The 17615-nt window shown below is 61.5% G+C and carries 21 protein-coding genes and 2 tRNA genes; 3 read left to right on the top strand and 20 right to left on the bottom strand.

The features are described 5' to 3' along the window. Window positions 1–92: 92 nt before the first annotated feature. The 16 genes from GT613_RS00115 to GT613_RS00040 form a co-directional block, all read right to left on the bottom strand. Window positions 93–1106 carry a type II TA system antitoxin MqsA family protein gene (locus GT613_RS00115; protein WP_009306907.1) on the bottom strand — a complete coding sequence of 338 codons (1014 nt, stop codon included), beginning with the start codon at window positions 1104–1106 and terminating at the stop codon, window positions 93–95. A 1-nt stretch (window position 1107) separates the two neighbouring features. Then, window positions 1108–1485 (bottom strand): hypothetical protein, encoded by a 378-nt coding sequence (locus tag GT613_RS00110; protein WP_009306908.1) that lies wholly within the window; start codon window positions 1483–1485, stop codon window positions 1108–1110. Between the two features lie 83 nt (window positions 1486–1568). After that, entirely contained in the window at window positions 1569–2423 is an 855-nt protein-coding gene (locus GT613_RS00105) for an energy-coupling factor transporter transmembrane protein EcfT (protein WP_009306909.1), read from the bottom strand. A 60-nt stretch (window positions 2424–2483) separates the two neighbouring features. Continuing rightward, the gene (locus GT613_RS00100; protein WP_035579021.1) at window positions 2484–4244 is read right to left on the bottom strand and encodes an MFS transporter; all 1761 of its coding nucleotides are present in this window, start codon (window positions 4242–4244) and stop codon (window positions 2484–2486) included. A gap of 167 nt (window positions 4245–4411) precedes the next feature. Further along, window positions 4412–4777, bottom strand: a complete 366-nt coding sequence (locus GT613_RS00095) for a hypothetical protein (RefSeq protein WP_009306911.1) — start codon at window positions 4775–4777, stop codon at window positions 4412–4414. A gap of 35 nt (window positions 4778–4812) precedes the next feature. Further along, a complete protein-coding gene (locus GT613_RS00090; RefSeq protein WP_009306912.1) occupies window positions 4813–5073 on the bottom strand; it encodes a hypothetical protein in 261 nt (86 codons plus the stop codon). Between the two features lie 239 nt (window positions 5074–5312). Continuing rightward, window positions 5313–5900: a 50S ribosomal protein L17 gene (rplQ, locus tag GT613_RS00085; protein WP_009306913.1), complete on the bottom strand. Its 588-nt coding sequence runs from the start codon at window positions 5898–5900 to the stop codon at window positions 5313–5315. Window positions 5901–5912: 12 nt separating this feature from the next. Then, window positions 5913–6863: a DNA-directed RNA polymerase subunit alpha gene (locus GT613_RS00080; RefSeq protein WP_009306914.1), complete on the bottom strand. Its 951-nt coding sequence runs from the start codon at window positions 6861–6863 to the stop codon at window positions 5913–5915. Between the two features lie 29 nt (window positions 6864–6892). Then, on the bottom strand, window positions 6893–7519 hold the full coding sequence (gene rpsD, locus GT613_RS00075; protein ID WP_009306915.1) for a 30S ribosomal protein S4: 627 nt from the start codon (window positions 7517–7519) through the stop codon (window positions 6893–6895). A gap of 19 nt (window positions 7520–7538) precedes the next feature. Then, window positions 7539–7937 carry a 30S ribosomal protein S11 gene (gene rpsK, locus GT613_RS00070; RefSeq protein WP_009306916.1) on the bottom strand — a complete coding sequence of 133 codons (399 nt, stop codon included), beginning with the start codon at window positions 7935–7937 and terminating at the stop codon, window positions 7539–7541. 11 nt (window positions 7938–7948) lie between these two features. Next, entirely contained in the window at window positions 7949–8317 is a 369-nt protein-coding gene (gene rpsM, locus GT613_RS00065) for a 30S ribosomal protein S13 (RefSeq protein WP_009306917.1), read from the bottom strand. Window positions 8318–8339: 22 nt separating this feature from the next. Next, complete coding sequence (gene rpmJ / locus GT613_RS00060) at window positions 8340–8453, bottom strand: 50S ribosomal protein L36 (RefSeq protein ID WP_006363204.1); 114 nt, start codon at window positions 8451–8453, stop codon at window positions 8340–8342. Between the two features lie 156 nt (window positions 8454–8609). Beyond that, window positions 8610–8846, bottom strand: coding sequence for a translation initiation factor IF-1 (gene infA, locus GT613_RS00055; RefSeq protein ID WP_254654319.1), 237 nt, complete (start codon window positions 8844–8846; stop codon window positions 8610–8612). A gap of 269 nt (window positions 8847–9115) precedes the next feature. Beyond that, a complete protein-coding gene (locus GT613_RS00050) occupies window positions 9116–9703 on the bottom strand; it encodes an ECF transporter S component (RefSeq protein WP_009306919.1) in 588 nt (195 codons plus the stop codon). Window positions 9704–9831: 128 nt separating this feature from the next. Then, complete coding sequence (locus GT613_RS00045; RefSeq protein WP_009609357.1) at window positions 9832–10872, bottom strand: twin-arginine translocation signal domain-containing protein; 1041 nt, start codon at window positions 10870–10872, stop codon at window positions 9832–9834. A 133-nt stretch (window positions 10873–11005) separates the two neighbouring features. Next, the gene (locus GT613_RS00040) at window positions 11006–12523 is read right to left on the bottom strand and encodes a helix-turn-helix transcriptional regulator (protein ID WP_226844222.1); all 1518 of its coding nucleotides are present in this window, start codon (window positions 12521–12523) and stop codon (window positions 11006–11008) included. 136 nt (window positions 12524–12659) lie between these two features. On the opposite strand from GT613_RS00040, the gene GT613_RS00035 reads away from it, so the two are divergent. Continuing rightward, on the top strand, window positions 12660–13586 hold the full coding sequence (locus tag GT613_RS00035) for an FAD:protein FMN transferase (RefSeq protein ID WP_009306922.1): 927 nt from the start codon (window positions 12660–12662) through the stop codon (window positions 13584–13586). Between the two features lie 34 nt (window positions 13587–13620). Here GT613_RS00035 and GT613_RS00030 read toward each other — a convergent pair. Then, window positions 13621–13694: transfer RNA gene (locus tag GT613_RS00030), tRNA-Gln, on the bottom strand. Window positions 13695–13758: 64 nt separating this feature from the next. Further along, window positions 13759–13834 (bottom strand) — tRNA-Lys (locus GT613_RS00025). 206 nt (window positions 13835–14040) lie between these two features. On the opposite strand from GT613_RS00025, the gene GT613_RS00020 reads away from it, so the two are divergent. Continuing rightward, window positions 14041–14487 carry a universal stress protein gene (locus GT613_RS00020; RefSeq protein ID WP_009306923.1) on the top strand — a complete coding sequence of 149 codons (447 nt, stop codon included), beginning with the start codon at window positions 14041–14043 and terminating at the stop codon, window positions 14485–14487. Between the two features lie 58 nt (window positions 14488–14545). Then, the gene (locus GT613_RS00015; RefSeq protein WP_227111413.1) at window positions 14546–15754 is read left to right on the top strand and encodes an MFS transporter; all 1209 of its coding nucleotides are present in this window, start codon (window positions 14546–14548) and stop codon (window positions 15752–15754) included. A gap of 141 nt (window positions 15755–15895) precedes the next feature. Here the strand turns inward: GT613_RS00015 and GT613_RS00010 are convergent, their stop codons facing one another. Both GT613_RS00010 and GT613_RS00005 read right to left on the bottom strand, forming a co-directional pair. Continuing rightward, on the bottom strand, window positions 15896–16501 hold the full coding sequence (locus tag GT613_RS00010) for an HD domain-containing protein (RefSeq protein WP_009306925.1): 606 nt from the start codon (window positions 16499–16501) through the stop codon (window positions 15896–15898). A gap of 93 nt (window positions 16502–16594) precedes the next feature. Further along, window positions 16595–17464 carry an arsenic efflux protein gene (locus GT613_RS00005; RefSeq protein WP_015761424.1) on the bottom strand — a complete coding sequence of 290 codons (870 nt, stop codon included), beginning with the start codon at window positions 17462–17464 and terminating at the stop codon, window positions 16595–16597. Between the last annotated feature and the right edge of the window lie 151 nt (window positions 17465–17615).

Raw genomic sequence — 17615 nt, 5'->3', positions numbered from 1 at the left:
AGCGTTCGTCCCTTTGGCCGTTTTCCCGCCATTGTCGACAAGCGGTCGAGAGGGCGAAACGCGAGCCCTACCTCTTCAACGCGCTAGCCCGATCACGAAGCCCAGAGAAGGTGCGCGGCGTACTCGTACGAGATGATGCCCCCCACCTCCGTCTCGCGCCAGCCTCGCTCGCCATGGGAGAACTCGGATAACGCCGACGTTGAAGCGAAGCCGTTGGCGAACGAGCATACCGCGTCGAGCAGGCTCAGGTCGGATGCAGAAAAACAGATGGGATCCTCCGCGCGTCCCGCAACGATCACCTGGCCGTCGCCCTGTTCGCGCAATGCGAGCGCCTCGTCGTCGACGAGACCGGCAACCAGCAGCTCGAACTGGTCGGGAACCGGACCGAACGGCGCCTTCGCATAGCGCAGACCCGTGAAACCTTCCCCGCCGTCGCGGTAGGCAGCGAAATCCAGATAGAACAGCACCTTGTTCAGCTTCGTGCGATACAGATCGTGAACATGCCGGGCAAGGTAGACCACCGTCTCGCGCATGCGATCCGAATCGAACGCGCGCATGCCCGTATCCAGCGTCTTTTCCTTCGCGATCTCGTCCAGCACGTTGAGCCGAACCACCGCGTAGTCGACCCGGAAGAGACCGCGCTTCCGCACCGTATCGCACGCTTTGGCGCGCTCTTCGTCAGAAAGCTTGCGCGCGCCCCGTTCCAGGCACTTCAGCAAGAAGCGCGGATCGCGCGCGTTGGCTAGCAGCTGCGCATGGGAATCGGAAGCGAGGCACCCCCGCTCGTACCGTTGCAAGCTGGCCACGCCGATGTCGAGAATCGCCGCGAGCACTCGCTGCGAGAACCCGTATTTCTTACGCAGCGCAACGATCTCCTCGGGCAGCATCAGCCCCATCTTTTCTTGGTACGCGTGGTAGAGCTTATGAAGACCCTTATCCACGATCGGCGCCCATCCGATAGATTCACCGCATTTCGGGCAAACGTAATGTTCGATATCGGCCTCGACCGTCACGCCTCGGACTTGCTCGACATGGTGCCGTATCTCGTATGTCGCGTCAACTTCCTCCCAGCATTCCGGGCAAAGCAGCGATTTCGTGCACGTCATGTCACGATGCCTTTCTATACGGATACGAAAGAGGTCGTTCCGCCTCATGGAACGAAACGCAGATCGATTTCACCGTTCCCTGAATAACGTAGATCGCAAATTTTATATATGTTTCGAATTGCGCCACATAGGCTCCGAACACCCATAGATCATGAGGGCGACCTTTGTCGTCAGATAGCGGCCCCTCGCAATAGTCTTCGACTTCAAGCCCTCGCATAATCCGGCGCACGTCACGATAGTCGAATTCCACCAACCTCATGAAAGCCCTCGTTTTGCTGGATGGATTGTATTCGCCAGCGACAAAGAAATCGCAGGCTTCAACCTGCCGCACCAGCGCCAACACCGCTTCGATCTTCCAGCGTTCTGCAACCGTCCCCATCGCTCACCCCGCATCACATCATTTGATGTGATCAGTATACCATGAAAGCATGCCGAATGACATCAAATGATGTGATAGCACTACTACAGCCACACGGCCAGACCGATGCACGCCAGCAAGCCCACCGCCAGCACGAGGCCGCTGCGCCCCGAGAACGCGCGCGGCGCAAGCGAGGTGCGTTCGACATCAGGGGCGCCGTAGCAGCGCGCGTCCATGGCGACAGCCAGCGAATCGGCACGCCGGAACAACCCGACAAACAGGGGAATCAGCACCGTCTGCCACGCGCGCAGCCGTTCCCACAGGCTGCCCTCGGCAAACGAAGCACCTCGCGCCCATTGGGCGTCGTGCACGCGACCGAACTCCTCGGCCGTCACCGGGATGAACCGCAGCGCCAACGAGAACACCATGGCGATGTCGTCGGTGGGAACGCCCAAACGCTTGAGCGGCCTCAGGAAGAAGCCCAACGCGTCGGTCAGCTCGGTGGAAGTCGTCGTGTACGTGACCGTAAGGCTGGCCACCACCAGCAGCACGATGCGCACCGCGAAGAAAAGGCCACGCGCAAGCCCTGCCGGCACCAGCCCGAACGACCCGATCAGCGCCACCGGCTCCCATGCGGCGAGCACTCCCGCCGACACATCGCCCAAGGCCGGCGGAGCCGCGCTCGCAGCCTGCCCCACGTCAAGCGAGAACCCGTTGAACAGCACGGTGAACGCCACGATCACGTACACCGGCACGAGCAAACCGAAGAACCGTCGCGCCGGAATGCGCGACGCCGTCGCCACCGTGACGAACAGCAAAGCGCACAGCCCCAAGCCCATCCAAGAACGCACCAAAAACAGCGTGACGGAATACGCCGCAAGCAGCACGATTTTCACGCGTGCGTCGCACGCGTGCACAGCAGAGGTTCCGGGGATGTACGAACTGACGTTGATACGCATGCTGGCAGTATGCCACAACGGCGTTTCCCGCGCGACGACCAGGGTGACAATTCCGCGCGATCAGCGCGCCGGCTCCCCCTTCGCCTGCCCGGGCCGCGGCCTGTCTTCCCGGTAGAGCGCAAGCAGCGCCAACCCCACGAGCGAGCAAATCCCCACCAGCAGAAACGCACCGCGAAAGCCTTCGTCGACCGTGCTCTGGAACGTGCTTTCTATGTCGCCTGCCCGATCGTCGATGGCGGCGAGGTACTGTTGCTCCGCCGCGTCGACGGCTTCGGCCGGCATGCCCGCCGAAGCAGCTTCCTGTTCGATCTCGGTTTTTGCCAGCGTCTTCACGTTCGCGACGATCGTGGTCACATCCGACCCCTTCATCAGCTGTTGAAGATCGTCGGGCAACCCAGCGCCATCGCCTCCCTGCGCTTGCCCGCTCGCTAGCTGCGCAATCGATTGCCCGCCCGGCGCATCGGGCAGAACGCCCATGATGCGATCGGGAATGGCCATGCCCGCATGCGCGATGAACGCAACCAGCACGGCAGGCGCGACCGCCGTGCCCACCGAGCGCACCAGCGACAGCGTCGCCAGCGCCGAGTTCGCCTCGCGCTCCTTCGTCTTCGCCAGCATCATGTAGTTGAGCGGCGTTCCAATCGTGAAGCCCATCCCGATGCCGATGGCCACGAGGCTGATGATGAGCGTCGCCATATTCGCGAACTGCGTGGCCACCAGCGCCAGGAACATCGCTCCCGCAGCCGAAGCCGCCAGCCCGAACGCGAGCACCGCCTTCACGCCGAAGCGATCGATGAGCTTGCCCGACACCGGCGCTCCCACCCCGGCGAACGCCGCCAGCACGATGACTACGTAGCCGCCGCTGCCCGAGGGCAGTTTCAGCACGTTCTCGGCGAACTGCGGGATGAAGATGATGCCCATCAGGATGACGCCGGTGATCACCGACAGCACCAACGTGATCACGATGTCGCGGTCGCGGAAGTACGACAGGTTGAGCACCGGGTCGGCCGCGCGGCGCTCGATCAGCACGAACACCGGAAGCAGCACGACGAACGCGAGCAAGAACGGCCACACGTCAGACGAGGTCGCAGATGCTCCCAGATCGAAGAAATCGAGGTTCTTCAGTCCGTACAGCAGCGACAACACCATCGCCACCAGCACTGCAATGCCCCACCCGTCGATGGGCTTCACCTGCTCGGCTCGCGTGTTCGGCAGCACGAACAGCCCCGCCACCACGATGAAGGCGCAGATGGGAACGTTCACGTAGAAGATGAACTGCCAGTTGGCCTGCCCGAACACCGATAGGATCAGGCTGCCGGCCGACGCTCCGAAGATGTTGGCAATGCCGTACACGCCGCCTACCAGACCCAACGCCAGCCCGCGCTTCTCGGGAGGAAACGTCGTGCCGAACTCGGCCGTGGCAACAGGCACGATGCCGCCTCCGCCCACCGCCTGCACGGCGCGCGCGGCTAACAGCATCCAAAAGCTCCCCACGTCCTGCGCCAACCCGCATAGAAGCGACCCGACACCGAACAGCAGGATGCTCGCAAGGTACACGTACTTGCGTCCCGAACGGTCCGCCAGCTTGCCCATCACCGGAATGGCGGCCGCGTAGGCAAGCGTATAGATGGTGATGATCCACACGCCCATCTGCTCGCCGATGCCCAGATCGCTCTGGATGACCGTGCGGGCAGGCGTGACGATGCCGGTATCGAGCGCCCCGATGAACAGGCCCAGCAGATACACGGCCGCAACAAGCGCGAACCCCTTGCCGCGTCCGCGCGAGGCGGACGAAGCAGATGAGGAAGAAGACGGAGCCATGGCACGACCTTTCAAGAGTGAATCAACCGGCAAGAAAAAGCCCGCGGCGCTGGCCACGGGCTTCGGAGGATGCCGGGCGCGCTCGTTTCCAAGTGCGCCCGGGGCGAGGACGAAAGCAGCGTAAGAGCGCTTTCGCCCTCGCCGCTGACGGTCGAGCGCGTGAGCGCCTAGCGGCCTTCGCGAATGTTCTCGACACCCTGCTTTACGTTGTCCTTGGCATCGACGGCGGCATCTTTGATAGCCTCGCCGGCCTTGCCGATGGACTCTTTGACGGACTCCATGAATCCTTCGCCCTTCTCATCCTTGCGCTGCTCGTGCTGCTGCGCGCGCATAGCGGCCGCGGGGTCGCCCGTGCGCTGCGCTTCCTCGTGCTCGCGCTTCGCGGCGGCATCCTCGGCCTTGCGCTCGTTCATGCCGGCCTTGGCCTCGTGGTAGGCATCCTTCATGTTGTTCTTCACGTCGTGGCCCATATCCTTCGCGCCGTTCTTCATATCGACGGACGCGTCGCCCGTCTTGTAAGCCCGATCAACCATGATAGTTCCTTTCAGATAGAGGTATCGTTTTCGTGCTACGCTTCGTCGGCTTCGCCGGTGGTCTTGATAAGCAGCTCTTCCGTCTCGGCTTCGGCGCGATCGAAATCGAACGCCGTAGCCGCCGCCTCCACGGATTCCTTCTCGTTGCCATCGCCGTCGACGGCCTCGACGTACTGCTCGGCCTCGCGCTTCACTTCGTTTTCGATGCGCTCGAGGTCTTCGGCCGCCTCCCGATTGAGCTCGTCGGCATCATCCTTGTCGATGCGGACGTCTTCCTTCGTGGTCGTGCCATCCATGTCGGCTCCTTTCCATTTGCACGGCGCGAAGCACCGCGCTTTGCGTGCTGAGTTCATACCCCGATTGTACTGAGGAAGCCCTGCGCGCACGACCACCGCAGCGCTACGGTACTGAAACGGCTGCGCGACAGCGCATGGATGAGACATTAACCCTGTCCCTTTGTCTCATTTTCATCCTCTGAAAAGCAGAACGGGGACCCGCAGGTCCCCGTTCGGAAAAGCAATCTGAAAAGAAAAGGCTACTTAGCAGCCTCTTCCTCCTTGGCATCGGCCGTCTCGACCTCGGCGGCTTCCGCGTTCTCGGCGGCAGCCTCTTCGGCCTTCTCGGCAACCTCGACGGCGGCTTCCTCGGCCTTGGCCTCGGCGGCCTCCTCCTTCGGAGCCTCCTCCGCAGCCTCGACCTTCTTCGGAGCGGCCTTCTTCGTCGCCTTCTTGGCAGCGGGCTTCGGCTCTTCCTTCTTCTTCACGGGCTCGGTCACGAGCTCCATGATAACCATGGGAGCGTTGTCGCCCTTGCGGTTGCCCAGCTTCATGATGCGGGTGTAGCCGCCCTGGCGGTCGGCGAACATGCCCTGCTCGACCTTCTCGAAGATCTCGCGCACGAGTTCTTTGTCGCCCAGAGCCGCGATGGCCAGACGACGGGAATGCAGGTCGCCCTTCTTGGCCCACGTGATGATCTTATCCACGTTCGGACGGATCTCCTTGGCGCGGGACTCGACCGTCTTGATACGGTCGTTCAGGAACAGGGCGTTCACCAAGCTCTTCTTCATGGCCTTGGTGTGGCTGAAGTCGGTGCCCAGCTTGCGGCCCTTGTAGTTGTGTCGCATGATTCGTATCTCCTATAGCTTCAAATTGAGGTCCATGGAAATGAGCTTGTCCTTCACTTCTTCAATGGACTTCGCACCAAAGTTTCTGATGTTCAGCAGGTCGTTTTCGGAGAACTCAACGAGCTGGCGCACCGAGTGGATTCCGGCACGCTTCAGGCAGTTGTACGAGCGGACGGACAGGTCGAGATCCTCGATCTGCTTGTCCAGCTCGGCGTTGGACTCCTGGCCCTCCGGCGCGAAGATGGACGGGATTTCGCCCTCCTCCTCGTCGACAACGTCGGACAGGCTCAAAAACGCGCCCATGTACTGGTTGATGATGTTGGACGCGCGGCACACGGCCTCGGTGGGCGTGATGCTGCCGTCAGTCTCAACTTCCAGCACGAGCTTGTCGTAGTCGGTGCGCTGACCCACGCGGGTGTCGGTGACGTTGAGCGTGCAGCGGCGAACCGGCGAGAACAGCGAGTCCACATGGATGACCCCGATGGGATCCTCCGTGCGCTTGTTGCGCTCGGCCGACACGTAACCGCGGCCCACGCCGATGCGAACCGTCATGTCCAGCTGACCGCCGTCGGCGACCGTAGCGATGACGTGCTCCGGGTTGACCAGCGTGAACTCGGTGGGAATGTCGAGATCGGCACCCGTCACCGTGCAAGGACCCTCCGCCGACACATGCGCCGTGGCTTCCTCGATATCATCGTTCAGTGCGGAGAACACAAGACCCTTGACATTCAGGACGATATCGGTGATATCCTCGATGACGCCTTCGGCCGTCGTGAACTCATGCTGCACACCCTCGATCTGGATGGCGGTGGCTTTCGCACCATCCAGCGAGGAGAGCAGAACGCGGCGCATGCAGTTGCCCAGCGTGTAGCCGTAGCCACGCTCGAGCGGCTCGACTATGAAACGTGCGACAGTGTCGTTGACTTCTTCCGTTGTTACCGTAGGCCTCATGAACTCTGTCATGTGGGATAAGCCTCCTTACTATGCCGCGATTATTTCGAGTAAAGTTCGACGATGAGCTGCTCGCGAATGTCCAGATCGATTTGATCGCGCTGCGGAAGAGCAAGTACACTACCCTGAAGTTTCTCGATGTCCACCTCGAGCCATGCGGGCACCTGAACACGCTCGTTGGAGATGAGCGCGCTCTTGATGACCAGCAGATCGGCAGCCTTCGGAGCGACGGCCACGAGGTCGCCCGGCTTGACGCGGAACGACGGGATGTCGACGCGACGGCCGTTCACGGTGATATGGCCGTGACGCACCTGCTGACGAGCCTCGGCGCGAGACTTCGCAAAACCGAGACGGTACACGACGTTGTCGAGACGGCTCTCCAGGATACGCAGCAGGTTCTCGCCCGTCACGCCCTTCTGGCGGTTAGCCATATCGTAGTAATGACGGAACTGCTTCTCCAGGACGCCGTAGATGCGCTTGGTCTTCTGCTTCTCGCGCAGCTGGTTGCGATATTCGCTTTCCTTGATGCGCTTCTTGCCGGCCTCGCCCGGCGCGTAGTTGCGGCGCTCGATCGCGCACTTCTCCGTGTAGCAGCGATCGCCCTTAAGGAAAAGCTTCGCCCCTTCACGACGGCACAGACGGCAGTCCGCTCCAGTATAACGAGCCATAATTCTTAGATCCTTTCAGTTACACGCGACGACGCTTGCGCGGACGGCAACCGTTGTGCGGAATGGGTGTGCAATCCTGGATGCTGGCGATCTCGAGGCCGGCGGCCTGCAGAGAGCGGATGGCCGTTTCGCGACCCGAGCCCGGGCCCTTCACGAACACGGAAACCTTGCGCAGGCCATGCTCCATAGCCGTCTTCGCAGCGGCCTCGGCGGCCATCTGCGCAGCGAACGGCGTGGACTTGCGCGAACCCTTGAAACCGACCGTGCCGGCGGACTGCCAGGAGATCACATTGCCCTGAGGATCAGTGATGCTCACGATCGTGTTGTTGAACGTAGACTTAATATGCGCAGCGCCGACGGCGATGTTCTTACGCTCGGAGCGCTTGATGCGCGTGCGCACGTTTTTCTTAGCTGCCACTTGAGACTACCTCACTTTTTCTTTCCGCCGATTTGCTTACGAGGACCCTTGCGCGTGCGCGCATTCGTGTGCGTGCGCTGTCCGCGAACGGGCAGGCCGCGACGATGACGGAGTCCACGATAGCAGCCGATCTCCATGAGGCGCTTGACGTTCTGGGAAACCTCGCGGTGCAGGTCGCCCTCCACCTTGATGTTCGCCTGAATGTAGTCGCGCAGCTTGGTAAGGTCATCCTCCGTGAGGTCCTTCACGCGGACGCTGGGATCGACGCCGGTTTCAGCGAGGATCTTCTTGGAGGTCGTCAGACCGATGCCGTAGATGTAGGTCAAGCCGACTTCAATGCGCTTGTCGCGAGGAAGGTCGACACCAACAAGACGTGCCATAGGTTATATCTCCTCTTTCTTCCTAGCCCTGACGCTGCTTATGGCGGGGGTTCTCGCAAATGACGAGCACCTTGCCATGGCGTCGGATGATTTTGCACTTGTCGCACATTTTCTTGACCGAAGGACGTACCTTCATAATCATTTCCTTTCGGTTAATGCGTTCTCGTATCTATATGTCACACCCAGCCGCTGGTGATAGCTTTCCTCTTTTTGCTGCTTGCGCAAGGCGCGCAAGCCCCTCTTCGCACACAAATTCTGCACAGGTTGACACGACCTGCACGCTTTTACGGTGCTATTTGAACCGGTACGTGATGCGTCCGCGGTTCAGGTCGTAGACGGACAGCTCGACCGTCACCTTGTCTCCCGGCAGGATCTTGATGTAATGCATACGCATCTTGCCAGAAATATGGGCCAATATCTTGTGCCCGTTTTCGAGCTCCACCCTAAACATAGCGTTTGGCAGCGCTTCGAGGACGGTCCCCTCGAGCTCGATAACATCTTCTTTGGTCAAAAGTGCTCCTTCAAGCATATCGTCGTTAAGCAGCAACCATAGATGATACCAAAAGTATTCGGTTATGTACACGAGAATTTGAGGACGCAGAATTCCAACAAACCTTCTGGTCCGAATGCTACCTGCTTGCCAGGCGTGCGGTCGTGCCGCGCAGCCCGCGTCTCAGAAACGGGGCCGCCAGGTATTCGCGCGAAGCGCAGCCGCCTTGTCGGCTTCGACGCAGATCGTGCGCACTGAGGCGCCCGCGTCTTCGGTATCGTTCTATTCTAGGCTATTACGCTGAAGGGTCAAGAGCGATTTTGGTCGGAGTTGGAAAGGTTGCCTTCCTGTTCCTCCAGCAACGAAGCCAGCTTGCGGTACGATACGATGGCTACGACGGAGTTCGCCAGCGCCTTGACCACGTTGAACGGCAGCAATGCCGGCAACACCAGCGAAGCAACCTGTTCGTAGGTGGCGCCCATGTACAGCGGCGTGACCACGAAGTTCAGGCAAATGGAAACCGCCGAGGACACCACCACGCCGGCAGCGCATCCCAGCACGGCGTGCATCAGGCACGGTTTCCGACGGTACACGGTCCCCACCACAAGGATAAGCGACACGGTGGCCATAATGTTCATGAACGCGCCGAGCGGATCGGTGACGAGGTGCGGTATCCATGACGTCACGGCCACGGCCACGCCGATCCAAGATCCGTACAAGATCGTAGCCAGCAGCGAGACGATGCCCGATGGATCGTACTTCAACCATTCGGCCCCGGGCACCACCGGCAGCTCGACGAAGCTGAGCACCATAGCCATGAGGATGAGCAGCACGATGGCGGCGACTTGCTTCGGCGAACGCTCCTGCCATCCGTAGGGCAAACTCTCCGCGACCATAACACCTCCTTAGTTCGCATCATTATACGCTGCGAGCCACTTTGCGACCTTGCGGTCAAGCGACAAAACGAGCCGGCTGGAAAACAACCGGCTCGCTTGGGGACAAATACGATAGGCGAAACGCTCGCCTACGCCGTCTTAGCAGCCGCAACGGCGGTGTCGACGTAGCCGGCGGTATCGACGAGCGTGGCGCCCGAAACCGCGTCCGGGCCCTTCGCCTTCACGTCGGCGATCTTCTGTCCGGCCACAAAGGACTCGATAGCCGACATGGATTCGATCCACGGCGTAGTGGACTGGGCCTTTTCCTTCATGCTGGCGCTGTACATATCGGAGTTCACCGACTTGGACATGAGCGCCTTGCCCTCGGCGTACCCTTCGGCGAAGGCGGCGTCCGAATTGGGCACGGGCACCAGGCCGGCAGACGAAGCGTCGGCGAACTGGAACTCGTCGATGCTCGAAGCAACCAACACGTCCCCCTGCACAAGGGAAACGGCTTCCGCGAACGCCTTGTCACCGTGAGCAGCCGCGGTGGCGCGTCCCATCTTGAGGTCGGAACCGTCGCCGGCATACGCACCCGTCGTGGTGATGTCGTCGCTCCCGGCGACCTCGGACACGAGCTTCAGATAGTTGGGCGCGTCCACGAGGGTGGCTCCCGTCACGGCATCGAGGCTCGTCTTCGTCAGATCGGAGGCCTTCTTGCCCACGCAGTACGCCTCTATCGCCTTCATCGACGTCAACCACGGCGTGGTGGACTGGGCTTTCTCCTTCATGCTGGCCGAATAGGCATCGTTGTTCACCGTCTTCGACATGAGCACCTTGCCCTCGGCGTACCCGTCCGCAAATCCAGCGTCGGAGTTCGGCACGGGCGTGATGCCCGCCGAATCAGCAGGCATGAACTGATAGTCATCCACGCTGGCGGCGAGGATGGTACCGTCTTCGGCCGTGGCGACAACCACGCTCGTAAAGCACTTGTCTCCGTGAGCGGCGCCGTAGCCGCGATGCAAGGTCGCAGTTTTGGCAGCGGTGTCGGGCGCGGTTGCAACTGCAGAATCAGCTTTCGCTGCAGCATCGCCGCCTGCGCACGAGCTGAGCGTAGCAGCACCGGCCGCGCCCAATGCGACCACGATGCTTCCCTTAAGAAAATCACGACGCGAGACGTTCGTTTCCATAATGGCCTCCCTTGAATTCCCTCTAGACAACGGGGCAAACCATACGGATCAACACGAAGCAAATCCATCGTCAAAACGCAGGAAATTGCATTCCGTCCGAGATTGCGCTTCTAAACGAAAAGGGGGAGAAGCCCTAAACGCCCTTGTCGGGCCCGTCGCCTTCATCATCGAGCAACTTGAACAGCTCCTCGCGCGACGAGACCCCGAGCTTGCGGTAGATGTTCTTGCGGTGGCTTCGCACCGTGGATTCCGCCACCGTCAACTCATCGGCGACGAAGCTTGACGTGTGGCCGCGACCCAGCAGAAGCAGTATTTCGGCCTCGCGCGCAGTCAGGCGGTACTCGTCGGACAGATCGGCGCAACGACGGTTGTAGCCCTCCTGAGCTCCGAGCGCGTTCGACTCTACGGCATCGATGCCCTCGAGCATAACGCGCCACAATCGCGAGCTGGGAGTGACCATGAGCGCGATCGCCATCACCACGAACAGCACGATCAGCACCTGGTACTGGCATGCAGCTAGCACGCCCGTGTTCATGTTGGCGTCCGACAGCAGGCACACCAGGCACCCGACGATGATCATGATGCCTCCGGCCGGCAGAGCGAGCGAGCGCATGCGACCCGCCATCGCTACCAGCATCGCCGACATCACGAGCGCATAGATGGCGCAGAACGAGAGAGAGCCAACCGCCATCACCGAGCGTTGCAACGGAGGTTCGACGAACGCCGTGGCCGCGAACACCGCGAAGGCCACCAGCGGCAGGAAGAAACGGTACGAGAAGTTGATGAGCGCCTGATCGGTCTTCATGCGAATGAGGGGCACCATGACCGCCACGGCCAGCACGCCCGCCAAAGCCAGCGGAGCGACACCCCAATCCATGGTTCGCACCAGGCTATTGTCAGCCACGAACAGCAACAGCATGGCGAACGGCATAACGGCGAAGAACAGCGCGCGAGCGAGTGGGGTTTTGAAATCACCCGTCCCCTCCACCACCGACACATCGAGGTGCCCGAACACGTCCCACCAGTTCACCCCTGCCTGCGCCGAACGCTCGTCCTCTCCCTCTGAGCGGAAGAACAACCGCGCGCACCCTACGACGGACAGCGCCGCCGCCACGGTGAGCACCGTCCGGGCAGGCGTCGCGCCCAGCATGGGCAGCAGCGACGCGCTTGCGAACAGGACGCAGCCGGCGACCCACGCCACAACGAGCGCGCGCCTGAACTCGAGCACATGCAGCCGGCTCATCCACACCAGGCACATCACGGCAGCGCCGAAACCCATCATGAGACCGCTGCCCGCTTCCACGACGGAGCCGTCGAGCGCGCCGAAGCTCCACAGGTCAAGCAGGCCGTAGCCGATCGCATAGCACGCCAACGCCAGCAGCATGATAGTGCGGCTCACACGCGCATGCGCCGTTTTCAGCAGGCAGATGAACAAAAACGCGAGCGCCGTGAACATGGCCGCCAGCGACAACGCGGCCGAAAACGACACCGAAGGCAGAAACGACCAGGAAACGGCAACCGACGACGTCATGCCGCGCCACTGCTCCAGCACGGGAAGGAACAACGGCACGCTCATGCAGAATGCGAAAAAGGAAAGCGTGTCAAGCAGGTCGAACCGTTTGATAATGCCTCGTTTTTCGAGTCGTATCATGTTCCTTCTCTCCACCGTCCGCACGTCCCGATCGCCCGCTGCGCCGCTCATGCACACTGCGCTCCCTCAAACGCCCGTAGAAAGTATACTGTCTTAGTAGCGTATTTGCGAATGTAATGTACTTGGAGGCAATGGCATGGTTTCTCGGAATTTCTTCCGCTTCAACACCACGAACATCATCAGCGCAGAAACCGACAACGAGGACATCCTCGACGAAGCGGTGGAATGGTGCGACCGCTACGAGCTGCTGTTCTCGCGCGTAGACCCTGCAAGCGAGCTGTTCCGGCTGAACAGCGCCGAGGGGCGCCCCACCGCGGTGGATGCCGAGCTAGCCGCGTTCATCGAGACGGCGCTGTCGTACTGCCGCGAAGTCGACGGGTTATTCGACGTGACTATGGGAAGCGCCACGCAGCTGTGGAACTTCAAGGATTGCATGATTCCCGCGCGCGATGACGTGGCCGCGGCGCTGCGGCACGTGGATTATCGCGGCGTCATCGTGAACGATGCCGTCGTGACGCTGCGCGACCCGCTAGCCTGCGTCGATTTGGGCGGCATCGCGAAAGGCTACATCGCCGACGGCATCCTCGCGCTGCTGCGCGAACGCGGCGTGGAACACGCTCTGGTCAACCTCGGCGGCAACGTGGCCGTCATGGGCGGCAAGCCCGATGGAGCACCGTGGCGCGTGGGCGTCCGCCGTCCCCTTCCCTCCAGCTCGATGCCGCTGCTTGATTCGTTCGCCGTCCTGGCCCTGCGCGATGGCTCGGCCGTGACAAGCGGCATCTACGAGCGCGCCTTCGAGCAGGACGGGAAACTGTACCACCATATCCTTGACCCGCGCACGGGCTTCCCCGCCGAAACCGACCTGCTGAGCGCCACGGTGGTCGCGCAGAGCTCGCTCGATGCCGACGGGTACACCACCGCGCTTATCATGATGGGAGCCGATCGCGCACTTGCGTTCGCCGAGCAGCATCCGGCGCTCGAAGCCGTGCTAGTCACCACCGAGGGCGATGTGCTGGCCACCTCCGGCATCGGTGATCGCGTACTGTTCGAGCTGCTGGGATAGCAAAACACGGCACGCATGCGAAAAGCGCGCAAAGTGGCTGGGCCACCAGGATTCGAACCTGGATAGCTGGTACCAAAAACCAGAGTCCTGCCGTTGGACGATGGCCCAGTCTGAAACAGAAGCGCCCGCGATGCGGCGCGCTAAGAACAATCGCATGCCGAGCAAACAAAAATGGTGGGCCGTGAGGGAGTCGAACCCGCGACCTTGGGATTAAAAGTCCCCTGCTCTACCAGCTGAGCTAACGGCCCACGTTCGCAGCAATGCGCGAGTACTCATTTTAGCTGGGCGGGCAAGGCGGGTCAATGATTATGTTGACGAACACCAGTCATACATCTAACCGCACGCAATACCGTCTATCCATTGCCACCATACCGTTATTCAAACCGAAACAATTCGTACTACAATCGAAGAGGAACCGAACGCCCACCCCTCTGTAGAAAGGCCGTGATGCCTCATGTGGTGCTCCAAGGTCCTGGTTGCCTACGACGGCTCCGCTCCCTCCGCCAAAGCGCTCCATCTAGCGCGTTCCATCGGCGCGCAGGACGAGAGCGTCGAGCTCGTGTTCGCCCATGTGGTGAAGCTGTACGGCCTGGGCACCGGCGCCGAAACCGTGCTGCTCGACGAGGCGAAGAAGGTGCTGGTCGAAATGGAGCAGCTTGCAGACGAAGTGCCGAACAAGGCGCACGCCCACCTGCTGAAGGGCAGCTCGCCGGCCGATCTCCTGCTGAAATGCGCGCAAGACGAGGGCTGCGACCTCATCGTCATGGGCAGCCGCGGCCAGGGCGGCGTCAAAGGCTTCCTTGGCAGCGTCAGCTACGCCGTGGTGCAGGGATCGCCTATCGCCGTGCTCATCGCGAAGGACGCTCCCGCCGCAGCGACGAAAGCCGGGGCGACCGATTAGCATGCCTGCAATTGCACGAGAAAAGCTCTGGACGAGAGATTTCGTATTCGGAACCGCCGTGAACTTCCTGATCATGGTGAACTACTACGGGCTCATGGTGGTCGTAGCCGACTACGCCATGAAAACCTACGATGCGCCCGCAGCCACCGCCGGCCTCGCGGCCAGTATCTTCGTCATCGGCGCGCTGATAGCCCGCCTCTTCAGCGGGCGCATCATGGATCGCGTCGGTCGCAAGCGCTTGCTTATCATCGGTGCCGTGCTCGAAGTGGCGTTCTCGGCGCTTTACCTTACCGGCCTGGGATTATGGCTGCTGTTCGCGCTGCGCCTGCTGCACGGCATCGCGTTCGGCACGTGTTCCACCGCCATCGGCACCATCGTCACGGCTCTTGTGCCGGACAACCGCAAAGGCGAAGGCGTGGGCTACTATATGCTGTCCGTCACCCTCGGCGCGGCAATCGGGCCGTTTCTGGGCATGTTTCTCACGCAGAACGCCGGATTCCAAACGTTGTTCCTCGTAGCCGCCGCCGTAGCTCTGGCTTGCTTGCTAGCCGCCACGCAGCTGCGCGTGCCGAAAAACCCTGTATCGGCCGAAACCGTGGCCCGGAAGGCGAGCGACATCGCCCGCGACGAACGCATCGAGCAGGCGGGCGGGTTCCGCGTGCCTCGTCCGAGCCTGACGAACTACCTGGAATCCAGCGTGATCCCCATCGGCGCCGTATGCGCGCTGCTGTTCTTCTGCTATTCCAGCCTGCTTGCGTTCCTCACGCCGTTCGCGGCCGAAAACGGGCTCGAAACGCCCGCGAGCTTCTTCTTCGTCGTGTACGCCATCGCCACGTTCGTCACACGGCCGTTCACCGGCAAGCTGTTCGACCGCAAAGGCGACCGCGTGGTCATGGTGCCCGCGTTCATCGCCTTCATCGTCGGCATGGGACTGCTGGCCACCGTCTACCAGCCGACGGCCATGCTGATCGCGGCAGCGTTGCTGGGCTTCGGCGTAGGGACGGTTCAGGCAAGCGGCCTGGCTCTGGCGGTGCGCCTCGCCCCCGACGATCGACTGAGCTTGGCGAACTCCACGTTCTACATCTTGCTGGACATCGGCGTGGGCGTGGGCCCGCTGCTTTTAGGCATCGTGCAGCCGCTGTGGGGCTATCGCGGCCTGTTCGAGGCCATGTCGCTAGTCGCCATCGTGGCGCTGGCAGCCTACCTGCTAGTGAGCCGCAAGAAAGGCACCATGCGCCGCAAGCTCGAAGAAGCGGAGAAACGGTAGGGCGACGGATCGTTCAGCGGCCATTTCAACGAGCGACCGTCCGCCACGATCGCCCCTCCAAGCTCTTCCGAACCCCTTCAAACCACGGAGGCTCCGTCGCACACGACGGAGCCTCCGTTTGCATTTGGAATCTGGAGAGGATTACCCCTCGGCAGGCTGGAACGTATCTTTATCGGGCGCGAAGGACTGCATGGCCTCAATGGTGCGGGCGAACAGCTCGTCCAGCTCCCAGCCCAGCATTTCGGCGCCGGAGCGGATGACGTCGCGGCTGACACCGGCGGCGAAGCGCTTGTCCTTGAACTTCTTCTTCAGCGACTTCACTTCGAAATCCATGACGCTCTTCGAGGGGCGCATCACTACCGCCGCGCCGATGAGACCGGTCAGTTCTTCGGAGGCGAACAGGATCTTCTCCATCTGCAGCTCGGGCTTCGGCAGCTCCGGGTTGAAGTCGGAGGTGTGGCTCTGGATGGCGCGGATGAGCTCGGGCGAGCCGCCAGCGGCTTCGATGAGCGGCGCCGCGTAGATGGTGTGCAGCTCGGGCTCGTCGTCGTGCTCTTCCCAGTCGAGATCGTGCAGCAGCCCGACGATACCCCAGAACTCCTCGTTCTCAGGATCGAACTCGCGCGCGAAATAACGCATGGTCTGCTCAACCGTCTCGCCGTGCTCGATGTGGAACGGATCCTTGTTGTGCTCCTGCAAAAGCGCGAACGCTTCGTCGCGCGTCAGGCCGGCCTCGAGTGTCGCCATGATGCTCTCCTTCTCGTCTTCGATTGGATGCTCTTCGCTATGCTACCCCATAGGGCGCGCGAAGTCAGCATGGCAATCCGTTCGAACGCACGCCTAGAACACGATGCCGAGCGCGTTCGCCAACAAACCCCAGATGACGCCCATCGCGTACAGCGCCACGATGATGGCGATATTCTCTTTCAGATGGCGGTTCGTGCGAACCAACACCAGCAGGCCCACGCCCGCCGACACGAGCAAACCGGCCAACATGGCGCCCGAGCCCAGCACGCCTTCCACGTACAGCTGCGCGATGACGATGCTGGCCGCGCAGTTCGGCACGAGACCAACCAACGCCGAGCCGAACACCGACAGCGCCGGGTTCGCGCCGAGGAACTCGGCCAGCACGTCCTCGCCCACTACGGCAAGCAGGCCGTTCAGCGCTAGCGTGATGAGGAAGATGAACAGGGTCACCTGCAACGTATGTTTGAGCGCGCTTCTCAGGATTCCGCCTTCGCCGTCGTGGCAATGGCAATGCTCCTGCTCACATAAGTCGTGAATATGCAGCGGCATGTCGATGCGGCGCGCGATGCGAAGGCCGGCATCCACGAGGAAGCCCATGATCATGCCGATGATGATCTTCGCGCCGATGATTTTGAAAATGACGTCGGGCGGCACCTGCTCGGCGATGAAGATGGGCAGCATCTCGTCCGACGTAGAGAGGAACACCGCGAACAGCGTTCCCAACGTGATGACGCGCCCAGCCCACAGCGTCGCGGCAGCCGCGGAGAAGCCGCACTGGGGCACTACGCCAACGACGGCACCGATGAACGGCCCTGCCGCGCCGGCGCGCTGAATGGCAGCCTCGGCCTTCCCACCCGTCTTATGCTCAAGCCACTCCATGGCCAGATACGTGACGAACAGAAACGGAATGATGTAAAGCGTGTCCTTGATCGCGTCTGCCAGCACGTCAAACGCTATATGCATGATTTCTTCCATAACAACGTATTGTAATCCAATCAAGGTTCTGTAACAGCATCGTCGCCGAACGGTCACCAAGAGACCCACGCCCCCAGAACGCGCGAAGGCCCCGCCTCCCGAGGGGGGCGGGGCCGTCGCCTGCCGAAACGCCCTCCGC

Origin of the sequence: Eggerthella sp. BIOML-A4 (genome assembly GCF_009875575.1) — a bacterium.
GTDB lineage: Bacteria > Actinomycetota > Coriobacteriia > Coriobacteriales > Eggerthellaceae > Eggerthella > Eggerthella lenta.
Note: the sequence above shows the minus strand (reverse complement) of the source record. Positions and strands in the feature narration are given on the sequence as shown.